15 protein-coding genes are annotated in these 17,988 nt (G+C 74.3%); 10 read left to right on the forward strand and 5 right to left on the reverse strand.

Features of this window, described 5'->3' with window-relative positions:
- The first annotated feature begins 62 nt into the window (after nucleotides 1–62).
- Complete coding sequence (gene epsC / locus CPE01_RS00490; RefSeq protein WP_146804685.1) at nucleotides 63–647, forward strand: serine O-acetyltransferase EpsC; 585 nt, start codon at nucleotides 63–65, stop codon at nucleotides 645–647.
- A gap of 65 nt (nucleotides 648–712) precedes the next feature.
- Here epsC and CPE01_RS00495 read toward each other — a convergent pair whose 3' ends face one another.
- Nucleotides 713–1,219, reverse strand: a complete 507-nt coding sequence (locus CPE01_RS00495; protein ID WP_186811344.1) for an NUDIX hydrolase — start codon at nucleotides 1,217–1,219, stop codon at nucleotides 713–715.
- Between the two features lie 69 nt (nucleotides 1,220–1,288).
- On the opposite strand from CPE01_RS00495, the gene CPE01_RS00500 reads away from it, so the two are divergent.
- The 5 genes from CPE01_RS00500 (at nucleotide 1,289) to CPE01_RS00520 (ending at nucleotide 5,482) form a co-directional block, all read left to right on the forward strand.
- Complete coding sequence (locus CPE01_RS00500) at nucleotides 1,289–1,654, forward strand: GntR family transcriptional regulator (protein ID WP_146804687.1); 366 nt, start codon at nucleotides 1,289–1,291, stop codon at nucleotides 1,652–1,654.
- Between the two features lie 4 nt (nucleotides 1,655–1,658).
- A complete protein-coding gene (locus CPE01_RS00505; protein WP_146804688.1) occupies nucleotides 1,659–2,645 on the forward strand; it encodes a DUF1648 domain-containing protein in 987 nt (328 codons plus the stop codon).
- 81 nt (nucleotides 2,646–2,726) lie between these two features.
- Nucleotides 2,727–3,764 (forward strand): LLM class F420-dependent oxidoreductase, encoded by a 1,038-nt coding sequence (locus CPE01_RS00510; protein WP_146804689.1) that lies wholly within the window; start codon nucleotides 2,727–2,729, stop codon nucleotides 3,762–3,764.
- Nucleotides 3,765–3,810: 46 nt separating this feature from the next.
- Complete coding sequence (locus CPE01_RS00515) at nucleotides 3,811–4,146, forward strand: MGMT family protein (protein ID WP_146804690.1); 336 nt, start codon at nucleotides 3,811–3,813, stop codon at nucleotides 4,144–4,146.
- Between the two features lie 70 nt (nucleotides 4,147–4,216).
- Nucleotides 4,217–5,482 (forward strand): GNAT family N-acetyltransferase, encoded by a 1,266-nt coding sequence (locus CPE01_RS00520; protein WP_146804691.1) that lies wholly within the window; start codon nucleotides 4,217–4,219, stop codon nucleotides 5,480–5,482.
- Between the two features lie 33 nt (nucleotides 5,483–5,515).
- Here CPE01_RS00520 and CPE01_RS00525 read toward each other — a convergent pair whose 3' ends face one another.
- Entirely contained in the window at nucleotides 5,516–5,962 is a 447-nt protein-coding gene (locus CPE01_RS00525) for a ribose-5-phosphate isomerase (protein WP_146804692.1), read from the reverse strand.
- A 57-nt stretch (nucleotides 5,963–6,019) separates the two neighbouring features.
- Here CPE01_RS00525 and CPE01_RS00530 point away from each other — a divergent pair, with 57 nt between their 5' ends.
- Complete coding sequence (locus CPE01_RS00530) at nucleotides 6,020–8,005, forward strand: M13 family metallopeptidase (protein WP_146804693.1); 1,986 nt, start codon at nucleotides 6,020–6,022, stop codon at nucleotides 8,003–8,005.
- Between the two features lie 28 nt (nucleotides 8,006–8,033).
- Here CPE01_RS00530 and CPE01_RS00535 read toward each other — a convergent pair whose 3' ends face one another.
- Both CPE01_RS00535 and CPE01_RS00540 read right to left on the reverse strand, forming a co-directional pair.
- Nucleotides 8,034–8,519 (reverse strand): hypothetical protein, encoded by a 486-nt coding sequence (locus CPE01_RS00535; RefSeq protein ID WP_246783638.1) that lies wholly within the window; start codon nucleotides 8,517–8,519, stop codon nucleotides 8,034–8,036.
- A 191-nt stretch (nucleotides 8,520–8,710) separates the two neighbouring features.
- A complete protein-coding gene (locus tag CPE01_RS00540) occupies nucleotides 8,711–9,316 on the reverse strand; it encodes a mycothiol-dependent nitroreductase Rv2466c family protein (protein WP_281285084.1) in 606 nt (201 codons plus the stop codon).
- A gap of 249 nt (nucleotides 9,317–9,565) precedes the next feature.
- On the opposite strand from CPE01_RS00540, the gene pepN reads away from it, so the two are divergent.
- Nucleotides 9,566–12,157 (forward strand): aminopeptidase N, encoded by a 2,592-nt coding sequence (pepN, locus tag CPE01_RS00545; RefSeq protein WP_146804696.1) that lies wholly within the window; start codon nucleotides 9,566–9,568, stop codon nucleotides 12,155–12,157.
- 56 nt (nucleotides 12,158–12,213) lie between these two features.
- Here pepN and malQ read toward each other — a convergent pair whose 3' ends face one another.
- Nucleotides 12,214–14,349, reverse strand: a complete 2,136-nt coding sequence (gene malQ, locus CPE01_RS00550) for a 4-alpha-glucanotransferase (protein ID WP_146804697.1) — start codon at nucleotides 14,347–14,349, stop codon at nucleotides 12,214–12,216.
- A 108-nt stretch (nucleotides 14,350–14,457) separates the two neighbouring features.
- On the opposite strand from malQ, the gene CPE01_RS00555 reads away from it, so the two are divergent.
- Nucleotides 14,458–16,692, forward strand: a complete 2,235-nt coding sequence (locus tag CPE01_RS00555; RefSeq protein ID WP_146804698.1) for a prolyl oligopeptidase family serine peptidase — start codon at nucleotides 14,458–14,460, stop codon at nucleotides 16,690–16,692.
- Nucleotides 16,689–17,933, forward strand: a complete 1,245-nt coding sequence (locus CPE01_RS00560; protein ID WP_146804699.1) for a mechanosensitive ion channel family protein — start codon at nucleotides 16,689–16,691, stop codon at nucleotides 17,931–17,933. Before CPE01_RS00555 ends, CPE01_RS00560 begins: the two co-directional genes overlap by 4 nt.
- Nucleotides 17,934–17,988: the final 55 nt, after the last annotated feature.

Here is a 17,988-nt window from a genome sequence, read left to right on the forward strand (position 1 = left end):
CCCGTGCGCCCGGGGTGCGGCGACCCCGTCTCACCACCCGCGTCCCCCGAGAGCCAGGTCCCATGCCGTCCCTGCAGCACTTCGTCGCCACGTTCCGCGAGGACCTCGAGGCTGCGCGTCGTCGCGACCCCGCAGCGCGCTCGTCGCTCGAGGTCGCGCTCGCCTACCCGGGCGTGCACGCGGTCTGGACGTACCGAGTGGCGCACGCGATGTGGCGCGACCCCTCGCTGCGCCTGCCCGCGCGCCTGCTCTCCCAGCTCGTGCGCGCGCTCACCGGCATCGAGATCCACCCGGGTGCGCGGCTCGGCCGGCGCCTGTTCATCGACCACGGCATGGGCGTGGTCATCGGCGAGACCGCCGAGGTCGGCGACGACGTCGTGCTGTTCCACGGCTCGACGCTCGGCGGCAAGTCGATGCGCAAGGGCAAGCGGCACCCCACGCTCGGCGACAACGTCGTGGTCGGCGCGGGCGCCAAGATCCTCGGCCCCGTGTGGATCGGCGACGACGTGCAGGTCGGCGCGAACGCGGTCGTCATCCACGACGTGCCCGCCGGGGCGATCGCCGTGGGTGTCCCCGCGCAGATCCGGCTGCGCCCGCTCGCGGCGCCGTTCGACGCCGAGATCGACGACCCGGCGATCTACATCTGACCTTCCCGGTCGCGCGCGGCGACCCCGGCGCCTGGCGCCACCGGCACGAGGCCCCGGCCCGGTCGCTACCCGCCCGACAGGGTGTCGCGCGGCGCGTCGTCGCCGACGACGATCCGGCCCCCGGCGATCACGGCGACCGGGCGCAGGTCCGGACCGGGCAGCCCGAGCGCACGGGGCACGAACGGCAGCGTCGGCAGCGCGGCGACGTCCTCGCGCGGCACCCACGCGGCATGGTCGGTCGAGCCGTCCAGCTCGGCACGCAGCGGGCCGTCCTCGACGACGAGCGGGTAGCACAGCCGCACGGAGTGCAGCAGGATCCCGCGATCACGGATGTCGATCACGTCCGACAGGATCGTGGGTGGTCCGACCACCCGGCCGACGAGGCCGGTCTCCTCGCGCACCTCCCGCACGACGGCCGCCTCGGGATGCTCGCCGTGGTCGACACCGCCACCGGGCAGCGACCACGTGCCGGGGATGTCGGACCGCGCACCCGCGCGCGCGAGCAGGACGCGGCCGTCGACCTCGACGACCCCGTACGCGGCGAGGCGGATGAGCCGCTGAGACGTCGTCACGCCCAGCGACACTACTCGGCCCGACCTGCTCCTTTGTTCTACTTGTTGGGTAACAACTAGTCTGTGGGCATGCTCTGGACCATCGACACGGCGAGCGACGAGCCGCTGTTCGCGCAGATCGCGGCGCGCGTGCGCGCCGCCGTGTCGGCGGGCGAGCTGCGCGAGGGCGACCGGCTCCCGCCCGCGCGCACGCTCGCGGACTCGCTCGACGTCAACGTGCACACCGTGCTGCACGCCTACCAGGACCTGCGCGACGAGGGCCTGGTCGACCTGCGTCGCGGCCGTGGCGCCGTGGTGCGCGCGCACCCCGAGTACGTCGCGCTCGCCGCTCCCCTGGCGGCGCTCGTCGACGCCGCACGACGGGCCGGCGTCTCGCCCGCGACCACGGCTTCCCTGCTCCACGCCGCCTTCGCCCAGCCGACCCCGGAGGACTGACCGCATGACCGCCCAGGGCACGACCGTCCGGACGCCCGTCCCGCACCGGCTCGCGACGACGCTGCTCGGCCTCGTCCTGCCGTTCGCGCTGATGACCGCCGGCGCGCTGATCGCCCTGTCGTGGCGCGACGAGCTCCCCGACCCGGTCGCGACCCACTGGGGCGCCGACGGTCCTGACGGCTTCTCGTCGTTCGCGGGAGCGCTCGCTCCCCTCCTGCTCGGTCTCGTGCTGTGCGTGGGGGCGTGGGCGCTGGGGTTCTGGGCCGGTCGCGACGGCGGGGCGCGCCGCATCGCCGTGGGGACCTCGGCGGGTCTCGGCACGCTGTTCGCGGTGCTCCTCGTCGGCACGCTCGCGGTCCAGCGCGGCCTGACCGACGCGGCCGACGCGCCCGGGGTCGGCGGCACGATCGTCGGCGCCCTCGTCGGAGCGCTGCTGGTCGGCATCGGCGTCGCGCTGATCGTCCCGCGGGACGCGCCGCAGCCGACGAGTGCGCGCGTCGACCCGCGGGCGCCACGGCTCCCCCTGTCCTCCACACAGCGCGCGGCCTGGAGCCGCACGGTCGCCTCGCCCGCCGCGGTCGTCGCGGCGGTGGTCGCCGTGACCGCGTCCGTGGTGCTCGCGGTCGTCGTCGGCGCGTGGTTCGCGCTCGTCGTCCCGGTCGCCCTGACCGCGCTGCTCGCCGTGACGCTCGTGTGGCGCGTGACGGTGGACGAGCGCGGCATCGAGGCGCGCTCGTTCGTCGGCTGGCCGTCCGTGCGCATCCCGCTCGACGAGGTCGAGGGCGCGTCGGTGGTGCACGTCCGCCCGTTGCCGGAGTTCGGCGGCTGGGGGTACCGCCTGGGCCGTGGCGGGCGCGCGGGCCTCGCGCTGCGCACCGGCGACGGCGTCGAGATCCGCCGCACCGGCGGGCGCGTCCTCGTCGTGACCGTCGACGACGCCGCGACCGCCGCCGCGCTGCTCAACACGCTCGCCGACCGGTCCCGCGCGTGACTACCGCCCGGTAACCTGACCGCTCCACCCTGACCGCAACCCGGGGGCTGCGGCACGACGACGACGTCACTGGAGGCCGGTATGCGACTGGGCTACTCGTTGGGGTACTGGTCCGCCGGCCCGCCGCCGGGCGCGCTGGAGACCGTGATCGCCGCCGAGCGGCTCGGCTTCGACTCCGTGTGGACGTCGGAGGCGTACGGCTCCGACGCGTTCACCCCGCTCGCCTGGTGGGGCTCGCGCACGGAGCGCGTGCGGCTGGGCACCGCGATCGCGCAGATCTCGGCCCGCACGCCGACGGCGACCGCGATGGCCGCCCTGACGCTCGACCACCTCAGCGGCGGCCGGTTCGTGCTCGGGCTCGGCGCGTCCGGGCCGCAGGTCGTCGAGGGCTGGTACGGCCAGCCGTACCCGCGCCCGCTGGCCCGCACACGCGAGTTCGTGGCGATCGTGCGCGAGGTCCTGGCCCGCGAGGCGCCCGTGACGTTCGACGGAGCGTTCTACCGGCTGCCGCTGCCCGCCGACGAGGGCGCGGGCCTGGGCAAGCCGCTGCGCTCGACCGTGCACCCGCTGCGCCGCGACCTGCCGGTCCACCTCGCCGCGGAAGGTCCCAAGAACGTCGCGCTGGCCGCCGAGATCGCCGACGGCTGGCTGCCGATGTTCTACTCGCCGCGCATGGACGCCGAGTACCGCGACCTGCTCGCGCAGGGGTTCGCCGCACGGTCCGACGACCGCGACCCCGCGCCGTTCGAGGTCGTGGCGCCCGTCCCCGTGGTCCTGGCCGACAGCGTCGAGGCCGCCGCCGAGCAGATCCGCCCGTTCATCGCGCTGTACGCGGGCGGCATGGGCGCCAAGGGCGCGAACTTCCACCGCAACGTGCTCGATCGGCTCGGCTACGGCGAGGTGTGCGACGAGATCCAGGCGCACTACCTCGCGGGCGACAAGGCGAGGGCCGCCGCGGCCGTGCCCGTCGAGCTGGTGCACGACGTCGCGCTCGTCGGCACGCCCGACGACGTGCGCGCTCAGCTGCCCGCGTGGCGCGCGACCGCGATCACGACCCTCGTCGTGCAGGGCGACCCGCGCACGCTACCGGCCGTCGCGGCGGTGCTCCAGGCCGACTGAGCCGGGCCCGGGCCCGACCTCGCGCGCGTCGGGCAGACTCGTCGCCGTGGACGACGCCTACCTCGAGGCCGTGCTCGACCTCGTCGCGACCATCCCGCCGGGACGGGCGATGACCTACGGCACCGTCGCGGAGGTGGTGGCCGAGCGGTTCGTCGCGGCGGGTGAGCCCGCGCGCGGTGGCCCGCGCCAGGTGGGTCACGTCATGGCACGCGCGGGCGGCGACGTGCCGTGGTGGCGGGTCGTCAACGCGTCGGGCGCGCCGCCGGCGCGTCACCTCCAGCGCGCGCTGGCCGAGCTGCGGGCCGAGGCGACGCCGCTGGTCGCGGACGGGACGCGCGTCGCGCTGCGCCGCGCGATCTGGTTCCCCGACGAGCCGGGATGATCCGGGCGGACGCGCGCGGCGGCTCGATAAGAGCGTGCCGCGCGGCAGTCGGGCAGGTGAGGATGGCGACATGACGCCTCTGCCTGACGGGTACCGCACCGTTGCCGTACCTCACGACCGCAAGAACGAGTTCCGGGCCGTCGACCACCTCGCGTTCGCGTACGAGCCCGACGAGAAGACGCTGGAGATGCTCCCCGAGCAGCTGGAGTGGGACCGCTGCGCGGGGGTCGAGCGCCCCGACGGCACGCTGGCCGCGGTGCACTCGTCGTACGACTTCGACCTGCCCGTCCCCGGCGGTGAGGTCGCGTGCTCCGGCCTGACCTGGGTGGGTGTGCGGCCCGACGAGCGTCGCCGCGGGCTGCTGACCGCGATGATCGACTTCCACTTCGCTCGCTCGCTCGAGCGCGGCGAGCCGGTCTCGGCGCTGTTCGCCGCGGAGATGGCGATCTACGGCCGGTTCGGCTACGGAGCCGCCGCGAACGACGTGCGCGTCAAGATCCCGCGTGGCTCGACGCTGCGCGACGTGCCGGGCAGCGACGCGCTGACGGTCCGCTTCGACACCGCCGACCCCGACAAGCACACCGACCTCGTGCACGCCGTGCACGTCACGGCGGGCGCCGGGCGGCCGGGCTGGGTCACGCGTGCGAGCGAGGCGTCGCGCCGCGCGCGCGTCGTCGACCCGCCCGCGTGGCGTGAGGGCGGCGAGCCGCTGCGCATCGCCACCGTGCACGACGAGGCCGGCGACCCGCGCGCGTACGCGCTGCTGCGCCGCAAGGAGACGTGGACCGACGCAGGTCCGCGCACGCCCGTGCAGGTGCGCGAGGCCGCCGCGACCGATCCTGCCGCGGCGCACCGCCTGTGGTCGTTCCTGCTCGACCTCGACCTCACGGCCGAGGTGTCCAGCGGCATGCTGCCCGCCGACGACCCTCTGCTCGGCCTGCTGCTCGACGTGCGCGGGGCCGTGCCGCGGATCGCGGACAACATCTGGGTCCGCCTGCTCGACCTCCCGACCGCGCTCGCCGCCCGCCGGTACAGCGCCCCGCTCGACGTCGTGCTCGAGGTCACCGACACCCGCCTGCCGGCCAACGCCGGCCGGTGGCGCCTGGAGACGGGTGAGGCGGGCGCCGACGGCTACCCGGTGCAGGTGACGACGACCGACGACGAGCCCGACCTGCGCCTGGACGTGCGCGAGCTCGGCGCGGCGTACCTCGGCGGCCGCTCGCTCGCCGCGCTCGCGCGCGCCGGCCTGGTCACCGAGGTCACGCCCGGCACGCTGCTGCCCACGGCCAGCGCCTTCGGCTGGCCGATCGCACCGGTCTGCAGCTGGGTGTTCTGAGTCCGGTCCTCAGCAGCGGGGCCGTCCCCGGCGTCAGCGCGCCTCGTACTCCGCGAGGAGGTCGATGCGACGCTGGTGCCGGGGGTCGCCGCTGAACGGCTCGGCGAGGAACGCGTCGACGAGCTCGAGCGCCTCGTCGACCGAGTGCTGACGCGCGCCGATCGCGATGACGTTCGCGTCGTTGTGCTGCCGGGCGAGCGTCGCGGTCGCGGTGTTCCACGCGAGGGCGGCGCGCACGCCGACGACCTTGTTGGCGGCGATCTGCTCGCCGTTGCCGGAACCGCCGAGCACGATGCCGAGCGAGCCGGGCTCCGCGACGACGGCCTCGCCCGCCTCGAAGCAGAACGGCGGGTAGTCGTCCTGCGCGTCGTACTCGTGCGCCCCGTGGTCCACGACGTCGTGCCCTGCGGCCTGCAGGTGCTCGACGAGCGCGACCTTGAGCTCGTAACCGGCGTGATCGGAACCGATGTGGATACGCATGGCTTCATCCTGCCGCACCTGCGCGGATGCACCTGCCGTCGTCCGTAGGCTGGGGCCATGACGCGTAGTGGCCTCGACCTGACCGAGCTCGACCCGGACGTCCGTCCGCAGGACGACCTGTACCGGCACGTGAACGGGCGCTGGGCCGCCCGGCACGTCATCCCCGCGGACCGCGCGATGGACGGCACGTTCCGCACGCTCCACGACGCCGCCGAGGCGCAGGTCCGCGACATCATCGCCGACCTCGGCGCGCAGGCGGCCGACGAGCCGGCCGGCAGCGTCGGCGCCAAGATCGGCGCGGTCTACGCGAGCTTCATGGACACCGACGCGATCGAGGCCGCGGGCACCGAGCCGCTGCGCGCCGACCTCGCGCTGGTCGAGGGCGCCACGACCCAGGCCGAGCTCACGGGCGTGCTGGGTGCGCTGCAGCGCACCGGCGCGGGCGGCGCGGTGGGCATGTGGGTCGACAACGACGCCGACGACCCGGAGCGCTACGTCGTCTACCTGCACCAGGGCGGCCTGGGCCTGCCCGACGAGGCCTACTACCGCGACGAGCAGTACGCCGCGGTGCTCGCGGCGTACGCGCCGCACGTCGCGCGCATGCTGCTGCTCGGCGGCGTCGCCTCCGACCAGCAGGACGCCGACGAGCTCGCCGCGCGCGTCGTCGGCCTCGAGACGCGGCTCGCCGCGCACCACTGGGACGTCGTCAAGGACCGCGACGCGGACCTCACGTACAACCCCATGACGCTCGCGGAGCTCACGACGAGCGCGCCGGGCTTCGACTGGTCGGCGTGGGCGATGGCGCTCGGTGCGCCGCAGGGTGCGCTCGAGCAGCTCGTCGTGCGCGAGCCGGGCTTCGCCCAGGGCTTCGCGCAGCTGTGGACCGAGGCCTCGCTCGAGGACTGGAAGGCCTGGCTCGCGTACCACGTGATCACCGACCGCGCGCCGTACCTGACGCAGGAGGTCGTCGAGGCGAACTTCGACTTCTACGGCCGCACGCTCACGGGCGCGCAGGAGCTGCGTGACCGCTGGAAGCGCGGCGTCTCGCTCGTGCAGGGCGTGCTCGGCGAGGCCGTCGGCGAGGTCTACGTCGCGCGGCACTTCCCGCCGTCGCACAAGGAGCGCATGGACGAGCTCGTCGCGCACCTGGTCGAGGCGTACCGCGAGTCGATCTCCGCGCTCGACTGGATGGGGCCCGAGACGCGTGCCAAGGCGCTGGCCAAGCTGGACGCGTTCACCCCGAAGATCGGCTACCCCGTGCGCTGGCGCGACTACTCCGCGCTGCAGGTCGAGGCGGGCGACCTCGTCGGGAACGTGCGCCGCGCGAACGCGTTCGAGCTCGACCGCGAGCTCGGGAAGATCGGCAAGCCGATCGACCGCGACGAGTGGTTCATGACGCCGCAGACGGTCAACGCGTACTACAACCCCGGCATGAACGAGATCGTCTTCCCCGCGGCGATCCTGCAGCCACCGTTCTTCGACGCCGAGGCCGACGACGCCGTCAACTTCGGCGCGATCGGCGCCGTGATCGGGCACGAGATCGGGCACGGGTTCGACGACCAGGGCAGCAAGTACGACGGCACGGGCCGGCTCGAGGACTGGTGGACCGCCGAGGACCGCGCGGAGTTCGAGCGCCGCACGAGCGCGCTCATCGCGCAGTACGACGCGTACTCCCCCGCGCAGCTCGACGGCTCGCACCACGTCAACGGCGCTCTGACGATCGGCGAGAACATCGGCGACCTCGGCGGGCTGTCGATCGCGCTCAAGGCCTACCGGATCGCGCTCGGCCGTCCGCTGGACGAGGCACCGGTCATCGACGGTCTGACCGGGGTGCAGCGCTTCTTCCTCGGCTGGGCGCAGGCGTGGCGCACCAAGGGCCGCGACGAGGAGGTCGTCCGCCGCCTCGCGACCGACCCGCACGCGCCGGACGAGTTCCGCTGCAACGGCGTGGTGCGCAACGTCGACGAGTTCTACGCCGCGTTCGGCGTCGAGCCGGGCGACGCGCTGTACCTCGCGCCGCAGGAGCGCGTGCGCATCTGGTGACGGACTGCCGCGGCGGGAGCAACCCTCGTCAGGGCAGCTCCTGCCAGGCGGCGCGCGCGAGGGTGAACCCCACGCCCTCGTCGTCGGTGCACGTCACACCGTTCGTCGCGCTCGAGCACGTGTAGGGACCCGAGGTCACCGTCGAGCCGTACTCGAGCACCGGTACGTCGTCACCCGCGACCGCGGGGGCCGGACCGTTGACGCAGTCGAACGCGAACCCGTCGCCGTTGAGCAGCAGCACGTGGCCGGTGTCCCCGTCGCACCCGGGGACGACCGGCGGCGGGTAGGCGATGTTCGCGATCGTGCACGTCACGCCGCTGGGCGCGACCGAGCACGCGATGTTCCCGCTCGGCAGCCGGAAGCTCACGGGTTGCGACGAGCTCGCCGTCGGCCCCTGCACCTGGACCGTGGGTGACGGCGTCGGGCCGGCCTCACCCGGCGAGCCGCCACCCGAGACGAGCCGGACGACGAGGAGCACGAGCAGCACCGTCACGAGGACGGCATCGACGGCCATCCACGTCCGGACCGTCCGCTGCGTCGCCATCGCTCGTCGCCTCCCGTGGTGTGAGCCCGCGTCCGGAGCGCTCCTCCGGGGCGGTCGCGCCCCGCGCCCGCGGGCCGTGCCGGGACAGCATCACACCACCGGACCGCCACGTGCCAGTCGCCCTGGTCGGGACGCGTGCAGCGCCCCGACCAGGGCGTGGGTCACAGGATCGGGCCGGACGTGCGCGTGCGCTTGAGCTCGTAGAAGCCCGGCACACGCGTCATGAGGACGAGGCCGTCGAACAGGTCGAGCGCAGCCTGGCCGGTCGGGGCGGGCGTGACGACAGGCCCGAAGTACCCGACGCCGTCGATCGCGACGACGGGCGTGCCGACCTCGTCGCCGACGAGCGCGATCGCCTCGCCGTGCGACGCACGCAGCAGGTCGTCGACCTCGTCGGTGCCTGCGACATCCGCGAGCTCGGCGGGCAGGCCCACCTCGGCGAGCGACTCGGCGATGATCGCGGCCGTGTCCTTGCGGCCACCGGGGTGGCGGCGCGTGCCCATCGCGTCGTACAGCGGCTTGACCACCTGGTCGCCGTGGTCGCGCGCAGCGGCGACGATCACGCGGACCGGACCCCACGAGTCGTCCATCAGGGCGCGGTAGCTCGCCGGCAGGTCGCGACCCTCGTTGAGCACGGACAGGCTCATGACGTGCCAGCGGACGTCGAGGTCGCGGTGCGCGGCCACCTCGTCGATCCAGCGGGACGTCATCCAGGCCCACGGGCAGGCGGGGTCGAACCAGAAGTCGACGACAGGCGTGTCGCTCACAGGGTCTCCGTTCAGGGCAGGACGCTCGCGCGCGGTCGCCCTGCTCGTCGTGCAGCAGCGCGGGTCGACCGGCAGCGCTCGTGGACCGGCGGCACCGGTCGTCAGCCACAATCTCGCACGCCTCGCCGACATTCCCACCCGAGCCCGGGTGCCAGCCGGTCCACGCGGTCGCGTGCGGTGCGCGTGGGATGATCGAGAACGGCCCGACCCGGGCCGTGCCCAGCAGTGCACCCGAGCGAAGGAGCACCAGTGCCCGCCGAGAACCTCACGCGAGCCGAGGCGCGCGACCGCGCCGCGACCGTCACGACGCAGTCCTACGACGTGACGCTCGACCTGACGACCGGCCCGACGACGTTCTCGTCACGCACGGTCCTGCGGTTCACGGCGATCCCCGGCTCCAGCACGTTCGTCGACCTCATCGCGCCGGCGGTGCACGAGATCACGCTCAACGGGCAGTCGCTCGACCCGGCGCACGTGTTCGCGGACTCGCGGATCACGCTCGAGGGCCTCGCGGCGGACAACGAGCTCGTCGTCGTCGCCGACTGCGCGTACATGAACACGGGCGAGGGGCTGCACCGCTTCGTCGACCCGGTCGACGACGAGGTCTACCTGTACTCGCAGTTCGAGGTCGCCGACTCGCGCCGCGTCTTCGCGGTGTTCGAGCAGCCGGACCTCAAGGCGACGTTCACGTTCACCGTGACCGCACCTGCGCACTGGGTCGTCGTGTCGAACTACCCGCAGGTGGGCGAGCCCGTCCCGGTCGACGGCGGCGTGAACCGCAACGGCGGGCGCGACGAGGGCACCGCGACCTGGACGTTCGAGACCACCCCGCGCCTGTCGTCGTACGTGACGGCCGTCATCGCCGGTCCGTACCACCACGAGCACGGCTCGCTCACGAGCTCCGACGGCCGCGAGATCCCGCTCGGCGTGTACTGCCGCGGGTCGCTCGCGCAGTACCTCGACACCGACGAGATCCTCGACGTCACGCGCCGCGGGTTCGCGTTCTACGAGGAGAAGTTCGCCGCGCCGTACCCGTTCGCGAAGTACGACCAGCTCTTCGTCCCGGAGTTCAACGCGGGCGCGATGGAGAACGCCGGCGCCGTGACGTTCCTCGAGGGCTACGTGTTCCGCTCGAAGGTTCCCGAGGCGACCATCGAGCGCCGTGCGGTGACGATCCTGCACGAGCTCGCGCACATGTGGTTCGGCGACCTCGTGACGATGCGCTGGTGGGACGACCTGTGGCTCAACGAGTCGTTCGCCGAGTACGCCTCGACGCTCGCGACCGCCGAGGCGACGCGGTGGACGAACGCGTGGACCACGTTCTCGTCGCTCGAGAAGTCGTGGGCCTACCGCCAGGATCAGCTCCCGTCGACGCACCCGATCGTCGCGGACATGCGCGACCTCGAGGACGTCGAGGTCAACTTCGACGGCATCACGTACGCCAAGGGTGCGAGCGTGCTCAAGCAGCTCGTCGCGTGGGTGGGTCAGGACCAGTTCTTCGCGGGCGTGCAGGCGTACTTCGCCAAGCACGCGTGGGGCAACACCGAGCTGCGTGACCTGCTCACCGAGCTCGAGGCGACCTCGGGCCGCGACCTGTCGCCGTGGTCGGGCCTGTGGCTCGAGAAGGCGGGTGTCACGCTCCTGCGTCCGGAGGTCGAGGTCGACGCGCACGGCGTGGTCACCTCGTTCGCGGTCCTGCAGGAGGTGCCCGACGAGCACCCGGTGCAGCGCCCGCACCGCCTCGCGGTCGGCGGCTACGACCTGGTCGACGGCCGCCTGGTGCGCACGCAGCACGCCGAGCTCGACATCGACGGGCCGCGCACCGACGTCGCGGACTTCCTGGGGCGGCAGCGGCCGCTGCTGATCCTCGTGAACGACGACGACCTCGCGTACGCCAAGATCCGGCTCGACGAGCTGTCGCTGTCCGCCGCGATCGAGCACCTCTCGGCGTTCGACGACTCGCTGCCCCGCACGCTGATCTGGGCCGCGGCGTGGGACGCGACGCGCGACGGCGAGACGCCCGGCCGCGACTACGTCGACCTGATCCTGGGCAACATCGCGCACGAGACCGACTCGACCGTCGTGCTCGTGCTGCTGCGCCAGCTCACGACGACGCTCGACCTGTACGTCGCCCCCGAGCACCGCGACCAGACCGCACGAGCGGCGGCCGACCGGCTGCTCGAGCTCGCGCGCGGCGCGGCGGCCGGCTCCGACCTGCAGCTGCAGCTCGTCAAGGGCTTCGCCGCACGCGCGACGACGGCGGAGCAGCTCGACGCGGTGGCGGACCTGCTCGACGGCCGCGCGTCGCTCGAGGGGCTGACGATCGACACCGACCTGCGCTGGGAGCTGCTGACCGCCCTGGTCGCGGGCGGCCGGGCCGACGAGACGGCGATCGCCGCGCAGCTCGCCGAGGACGCGACCGCCACCGGCGAGCGCGCCGCGGCGACCGCGCGCGCCGCGATCCCGACGCCCGCCGCGAAGTCCGCGGCGTGGGCCGCGGCGGTCGAGGGCGAGCTGCCGAACGCCATCCAGGTCGCCACGATCGCGGGCCTGACCCGCGTGCACGACCGTGGCCTGCTGCTCCCGTTCGTCGGCCCGTACTTCGACGGGCTCGAGAAGGTCTGGGCGGACAAGACGAACGAGATCGCGCAGAACGTCGTCACGGGCCTGTACCCGACGACGCTGGCCGACGACGAGCGCGCCGACGTGCTCGCCGCGACCGACGCGTGGCTCGGGTCGCACACCGACGCCGCGCCCGCGCTGCGTCGCCTCGTGATCGAGGCCCGTGACGGCGTGCGCCGCGCGCTCGCCGCGCAGGAGGCCGACCGCCGCCGAGCCTGACCCGTGACCGGCGGGTCCCAGGCGTCAGGCCCGGGGACCCGCCGGTCGCGCGAGGGTCACCGCTGCGCGTCCAGGACCGCGGCGAGGCTGCGCAGGCGCGCGTTGGCGAACAGGTCGTCGACGAGCACGACCTGACCGACGGAGTCCGCGAGCGGGACCTTCCAGTTCGGGTACTCCTGGTCGGTGCCCGGCTGGTTCTGCGCGCGCCGCTCCCCCACCGCGTCCGCCAGCGCGACGCCGATCAGCACCGACGGCGTCGCCATGACGTACCGGTGCAGCGCCTCGACGACCTCGCGCTCGGACGGGTCCGCGCCGAGGAGACCGCGTGAGCGCAGCGCGGCGAGCATGCGGTCGCGCTCGGCGTCGGCCTGCGCGCGCACGACAGCGACGGGGTCGGTCAGCAGGCCGAGCCGCTCGCGGATCGCGACGTGCTCACCGGCGAGGTACCCGGCCGACGGCGGCAGGTCGTGCGTCGTGACCGTCGCGAGCACGAGCCGCCGGTAGTGCTCGGGCGGCAGCGGGTTGCCGTCGTCGCCGCTCTCGAACCACAGCACCGAGGTCCCGAGGATCCCGCGCTCCGACAGGTAGTCGCGCACCCACGGCTCGACCGTGCCCAGGTCCTCACCGATGACGATCGCACCGGCGCGGTGCGCCTCGAGCGCGAGGATGCCGACGAGCGCCTCGTGGTCGTAGCGCACGTAGGCGCCGTCCTTCGCGCTGTTGCCCTCGGGGACCCACCACAGCCGGAACAGGCCGATCACGTGGTCGATGCGGATCGCGCCCGCGTGCCGCAGCACGGTGCGCAGCATGTCGCGGTAGGGCGCGTAGCCCGCGCGGGCGAGCTCGTCGGGCCGCCACGGGGGCTGCGACCAGTCCTGGCCCTGCTGGTTGTACATGTCCGGCGGGGCGCCCACGGTCGCGCCGCGCGCGAGCACGTCGCCGAGCGACCACACGTCGGCACCGGCGGGGTGCACGCCGACCGCGAGGTCGTGCATGATCCCGATGCTCATCCCGCCCTCGCGCGCCGCGCGCTGCGCTGCCGCGAGCTGCTCGTCGGCGACCCACTGCAGCCAGACGAAGAAGTCGACGCGGTCCGCCAGCGCCTGCGCCTCGGCCGCGACCGCGGGCGAGGACGGGTCGGCGAGCTCGTCGGGGATGGTCTCGGCGCCGTACTTCTCGGCGAGCGCGCACCACAGCGCGAACGTGCGCAGGCCCGGCCCCTGCTCCTCGACGAACGCCGCGAGCTGCGCCTCGCGCGGCTGCGAACGCGGGTGCGCGTGGATCACGTCGAGCGCGGTGCGCTTCGCGGTCCAGGCCGCGTCGCGGTCGATCGGACCGGGCTCGAGGTCGAGCGGCAGCACCGACTCGGCGGCCCACTCGACGAGCGAGCGGTCGGCGGCGCTCAGGTACGCGGCCTCGGCGATCGCCTCGGGCCGGACGTAGATCGGGTTGACGAAACGACGCGTGCTCGGCAGGTACGGCGAGGGCGTGAGCGGCGCGACCGGCTCGGCCGCGTGCAGCGGGTTGATGAGCAGGAAGTCCGCGCCCGTCTCGTGCGCGGCGAGCCACCCGAGGTCGGCGAGGTCCGCGAGGTCCCCGACGCCCCACGAGCGCCGCGAGCGCACCGAGTAGAGCTGCGCCATGTACCCCCACGCGCGGCCCTCGGCCAGCTCTGCGGGCAGCTCGAGGCGGTCGGGCGTCACGACGACCACGCCGCGCGCCGCCGCGCTCGGGCCGGACGCGTGGATCGAGTGCCAGCCGAGCGGCAGGTCACCCGGGACGACGAAGGTCGCCCGACCGACGAGCCGACCGTCGACCGTGCGGGGCTCGACGTAGACGTCGGCCTGCGTCAGGTCGCGCCGCCCGCCGCCCGACTCGACGTCGAGCTCGAGCCATACGTGCACCGGGTCCCCGTGCGTGACGTGCACCGGGACGAGCTGCTCGCGCCCCGAGCGCACGACCGTCGTCGGCGGGACGACGCGCCGCCACGGCATGTCGTCGACGTGCGCGAGGGCGAGCTCGATCCGCTCGGGTGAGCTCGCGTCGACCCCGAGGGCTGCCAGGACGGCGCACAGCGTGTCCGCCGACGCGCGGCGCAGGTCGCCGTGGAACCCCCAGTGGTCGGGCACCACCCCGTGCGCGGCGGCGAGCCGCAGGAGCGCGTCGGAGGGTGCCGGGGAGTCGTCGACCACAGGACGATCCTGCCAGAGCACCCGGGCCACGGCGCGGGCCGATGGGCACGCACCCATGAGCCGGACCTGCATCGGCGTGCACGGCTGGTCGTCGTAACCTTGCGGACCATGACGCCTCCCGCGACGTACCCGGCCGCGCACCGCGACGAGCAGGCCGACGAGCTGCACGGCCGGACGGTGGCCGATCCCTACCGGTGGCTCGAGGACGCCGACGCCCCGGCGACCCACGACTGGTCCCGGGCGCAGGACGACCTGTACGCGGCGTACCGCGCGACGCAGGTGGCCCCCGGCTCGCCGTTCGCGACGCCGACCCTGACCGCACGGCTGCGCGACCTGCTGGGGGCCGGGTTCGTCGGCGCACCCGCGTGGCGCGGCGAGCGGCGCTTCTTCTCGCGGCGCGCGGGCGACCAGGAGCACGCGGTGGTCGTGGTCGTCGAGCCGACCCCGGCCGACGAGGCGGGCCCGCGGGCCGGCGGGGTGGCCGAGGTCGAGCGCGTGCTCGTCGACCCGATGGTCCTCGACCCGGCGGGCACGACGACGCTCGACGCGTGGCAGCCGTCGAAGGAGGGCACGCTGCTGGCGTACCAGACCTCGACGGGCGGCACCGAGGAGTCGGTGCTGCGCGTGCTCGACGTCGCGACGGGTGAGGTGGTCGACGGGCCGATCGACCGCGCGCGCTACTCCCCCGTCGCGTGGCTGCCGGGCGGCGAGGCGTTCTTCTACGTGCGCCGGCTCGCGCCCGAGCTGCTGCCCGACGACGAGCGCCAGTACCACCGCCGCGTGTGGCTGCACCGCGTCGGTACGCCCGCCGAGCAGGATGTCGAGGTGTTCGGCGCGGGTCTGGACCTCACGAACTACTACGGCGTCTCGGTCTCGCGCGACGGCCGGTGGCTCGTCGTCTCGGCGTCGGCGGGCACCGCCCCGCGCAACGACGTGTGGATCGCGGACCTGAGCGCCTCGCCGGTCGACGCGCCCGCGTTCGTCCAGGTCGCGGTCGGGCTCGACGCGCAGTCGGGGGTCTGGGTGGGCCGCGACGGCCGCCTGTACGTGCACACCGACCTGGACGCACCGCGCGGCCGGCTCGCCGTGACCGACCCGACGACGCCGGGCGTGGAGCACTGGCGCACGCTCGTCGCGCAGGACGAGACCGCGGTGCTCGAGGACGTCGCGTTCACCGATGCCGGCGGCGACGAGACGACGCCGCAGCTGCTGCTCGCGTCCTGGCGACGGCACGCCGTCTCCGAGATCACGGTGCACGACCCCGCGTCGGGTGAGCGGCTCGCGGGCGAGGCCGGGCGCGTGCCGCTGCCCGGTCTGGGCTCGGTCTCGGGGCTCGTGACGCGCCCCGACGGCGGGCCCGACGTGTGGTTCTCCTACACCGACCACACGACCGTGCCGGCCGTGCACCGGTTCGACGCGACGACGCGCGAGGTGACGCTGTGGGCCGCGGCACCCGGTGCCGTCGCCGACCTGCCCGACGTGCGCGTCCGCCAGGTCGCCACCACGTCCCCCGACGGCACGGTCGTGCGCGCGTTCGTCGTCGCCCGTGCCGACCTGCTGGACGACGAGGGTCGGCCGACGAGCCCGCGTCCGACGATCCTGTACGGCTACGGCGGGTTCCAGATCTCGCTCGACCCCGCGTACTCGGCGAGCACGCTCGCGTGGGTCGAGGCCGGGGGCGTGTACGTCGTGGCGAACCTGCGCGGCGGCGGCGAGGAGGGCGAGGACTGGCACCGCGCGGGCATGCGCGAGCACAAGCAGAACGTGTTCGACGACTTCCACGCGGTCGCCGACGCGCTCGTCGCCGAGGGCTGGACCACGCCCGCGCAGCTCGCGTGCTGGGGCGGCTCGAACGGCGGGCTGCTCGTCGGCGCGGCGCTCACGCAGCGTCCCGAGCTGTTCGCGGCGGTCGTCTGCTCGGCGCCCCTGCTCGACATGGTGCGCTACCAGCGGTTCGGTCTGGGCGTGACGTGGACCGAGGAGTACGGCGACGCCGACGACCCCGTCGAGCTCGGCTGGCTGCTGGGCTACTCGCCGTACCACCGCGTCGTCGAGGGCACCGCGTACCCCGCGACGCTGTTCACGGTGTTCGAGGGCGACACGCGCGTCGACCCGCTGCACGCGCGCAAGCTCGCCGCCGCGCTGCAGCACGCGACGACCGCGCCCGTCGAGGGCGCGCCCGTCCTGCTGCGGCGCGAGACGGGCGTCGGCCACGGCGGGCGTGCGCTGTCGCGCACGATCGCCCTCAGCGTCGAGCAGCTGCAGTTCGTCGCCCGGCAGACCGGCCTGGTCGCGGCCGACGAGCTCGTGCCCGACGCGCTCGTCGGGGCGGAGGCCCGATGACCCCCGCACACCTGCCGGACGTCGCGGCCCGCGCCGCCGGCCCCGCGCCGACCCCGGGCGAGACCACCGACCCGGTCGCACCGCCCGCCGAGCTCGCCCCCGGCGCGTGGTGGGACTGGCTCACCGGCGTCCCGCTGACGATCCTGCTGATCGTCGTCATCAGCTCGATCGTGCTCGTCGTGCTCCGCACGGTGATCGGGCGCGTCACCGAGCACATCGCCGAGGGCACGCCCGTCACGCAGCGGGGTGTGCTCAAGCCGCTCGGCGAGGTCGGTGTGGCGCAGACGCTGCTCAAGGTCGACCCCGTCGCGACGGCCCGGCGCGCGCAGCGCGCCCGCACGCTCGGATCGGTGCTGCGCTCGTCGGCCGCGGTGCTCGTCGGCGTGATCGCCGTCTTCCTCATCCTCGACACGCTCGGCGTCAACATCGCGCCGTTCGTCGCCTCGGCAGGCATCGTCGGCCTCGCGCTCGGCTTCGGTGCGCAGAGCCTGGTCAAGGACTTCCTCACGGGCATGTTCATGCTGCTCGAGGACCAGTACGGCGTGGGCGACGTGGTGGACGTGGGCCCGGCGACCGGGACGGTCGAGGCCGTCACGCTGCGCGTCACGAAGGTCCGCGACTCCGACGGCACGCTCTGGTACGTCCCCAACGGCACGATGGTCCGCGTCGGGAACAAGACCCAGGGCTGGTCGACCGCCGTCGTCGAGATCGACGTCGACTACTTCGCCGACCTCGACCACGTGCAGCGGCTGCTCGAGCAGGCCGCGCAGCAGGTCATGGCCGACCCCGAGGTGGGTCCGGCGGTGCAGGGCACCCCGACGATCACGGGCATCGAGCGGCTCACGTCCGAGGCCATCACGTTGCGCATGCGCCTGCGCACGACGCCCGCACGTCAGTGGGAGGTCGCGCGTGCGGTGCGCGTCGCGGCGCGCCAGGTGCTCGAGGAGGCCGACGTCCCGCTCGCGGGCCAGCGCGAGGCGCTCGCGAGCTACCACGCGGCGCGGACCGCCACACCCGCGCCGGGGACGGCGGACCGGGCCGCCGACGACGCACCGACGGACTCGACGGACTCGACGGACGACGAGCCCACGCCCGACGCGACGGCTGCCGACGACACGGCTGCCGACCAGACGGCGGCGCGACAGCCGGCGGCGGACGGGCCGGCACCGGTCGAGGACCCGCGCGACACGCCCGTGGACGACGCGCTGCGACCGCCGCGCCAGGACCCGCCCGCGCGCTGACCGCCCGCCGCTCGACGTCGGTGTGCCCGCGGTCGCTCGTCGTCAGTCGCTCAGG

Source organism: Cellulomonas persica (assembly GCF_007989825.1).
GTDB lineage: Bacteria > Actinomycetota > Actinomycetes > Actinomycetales > Cellulomonadaceae > Cellulomonas > Cellulomonas persica.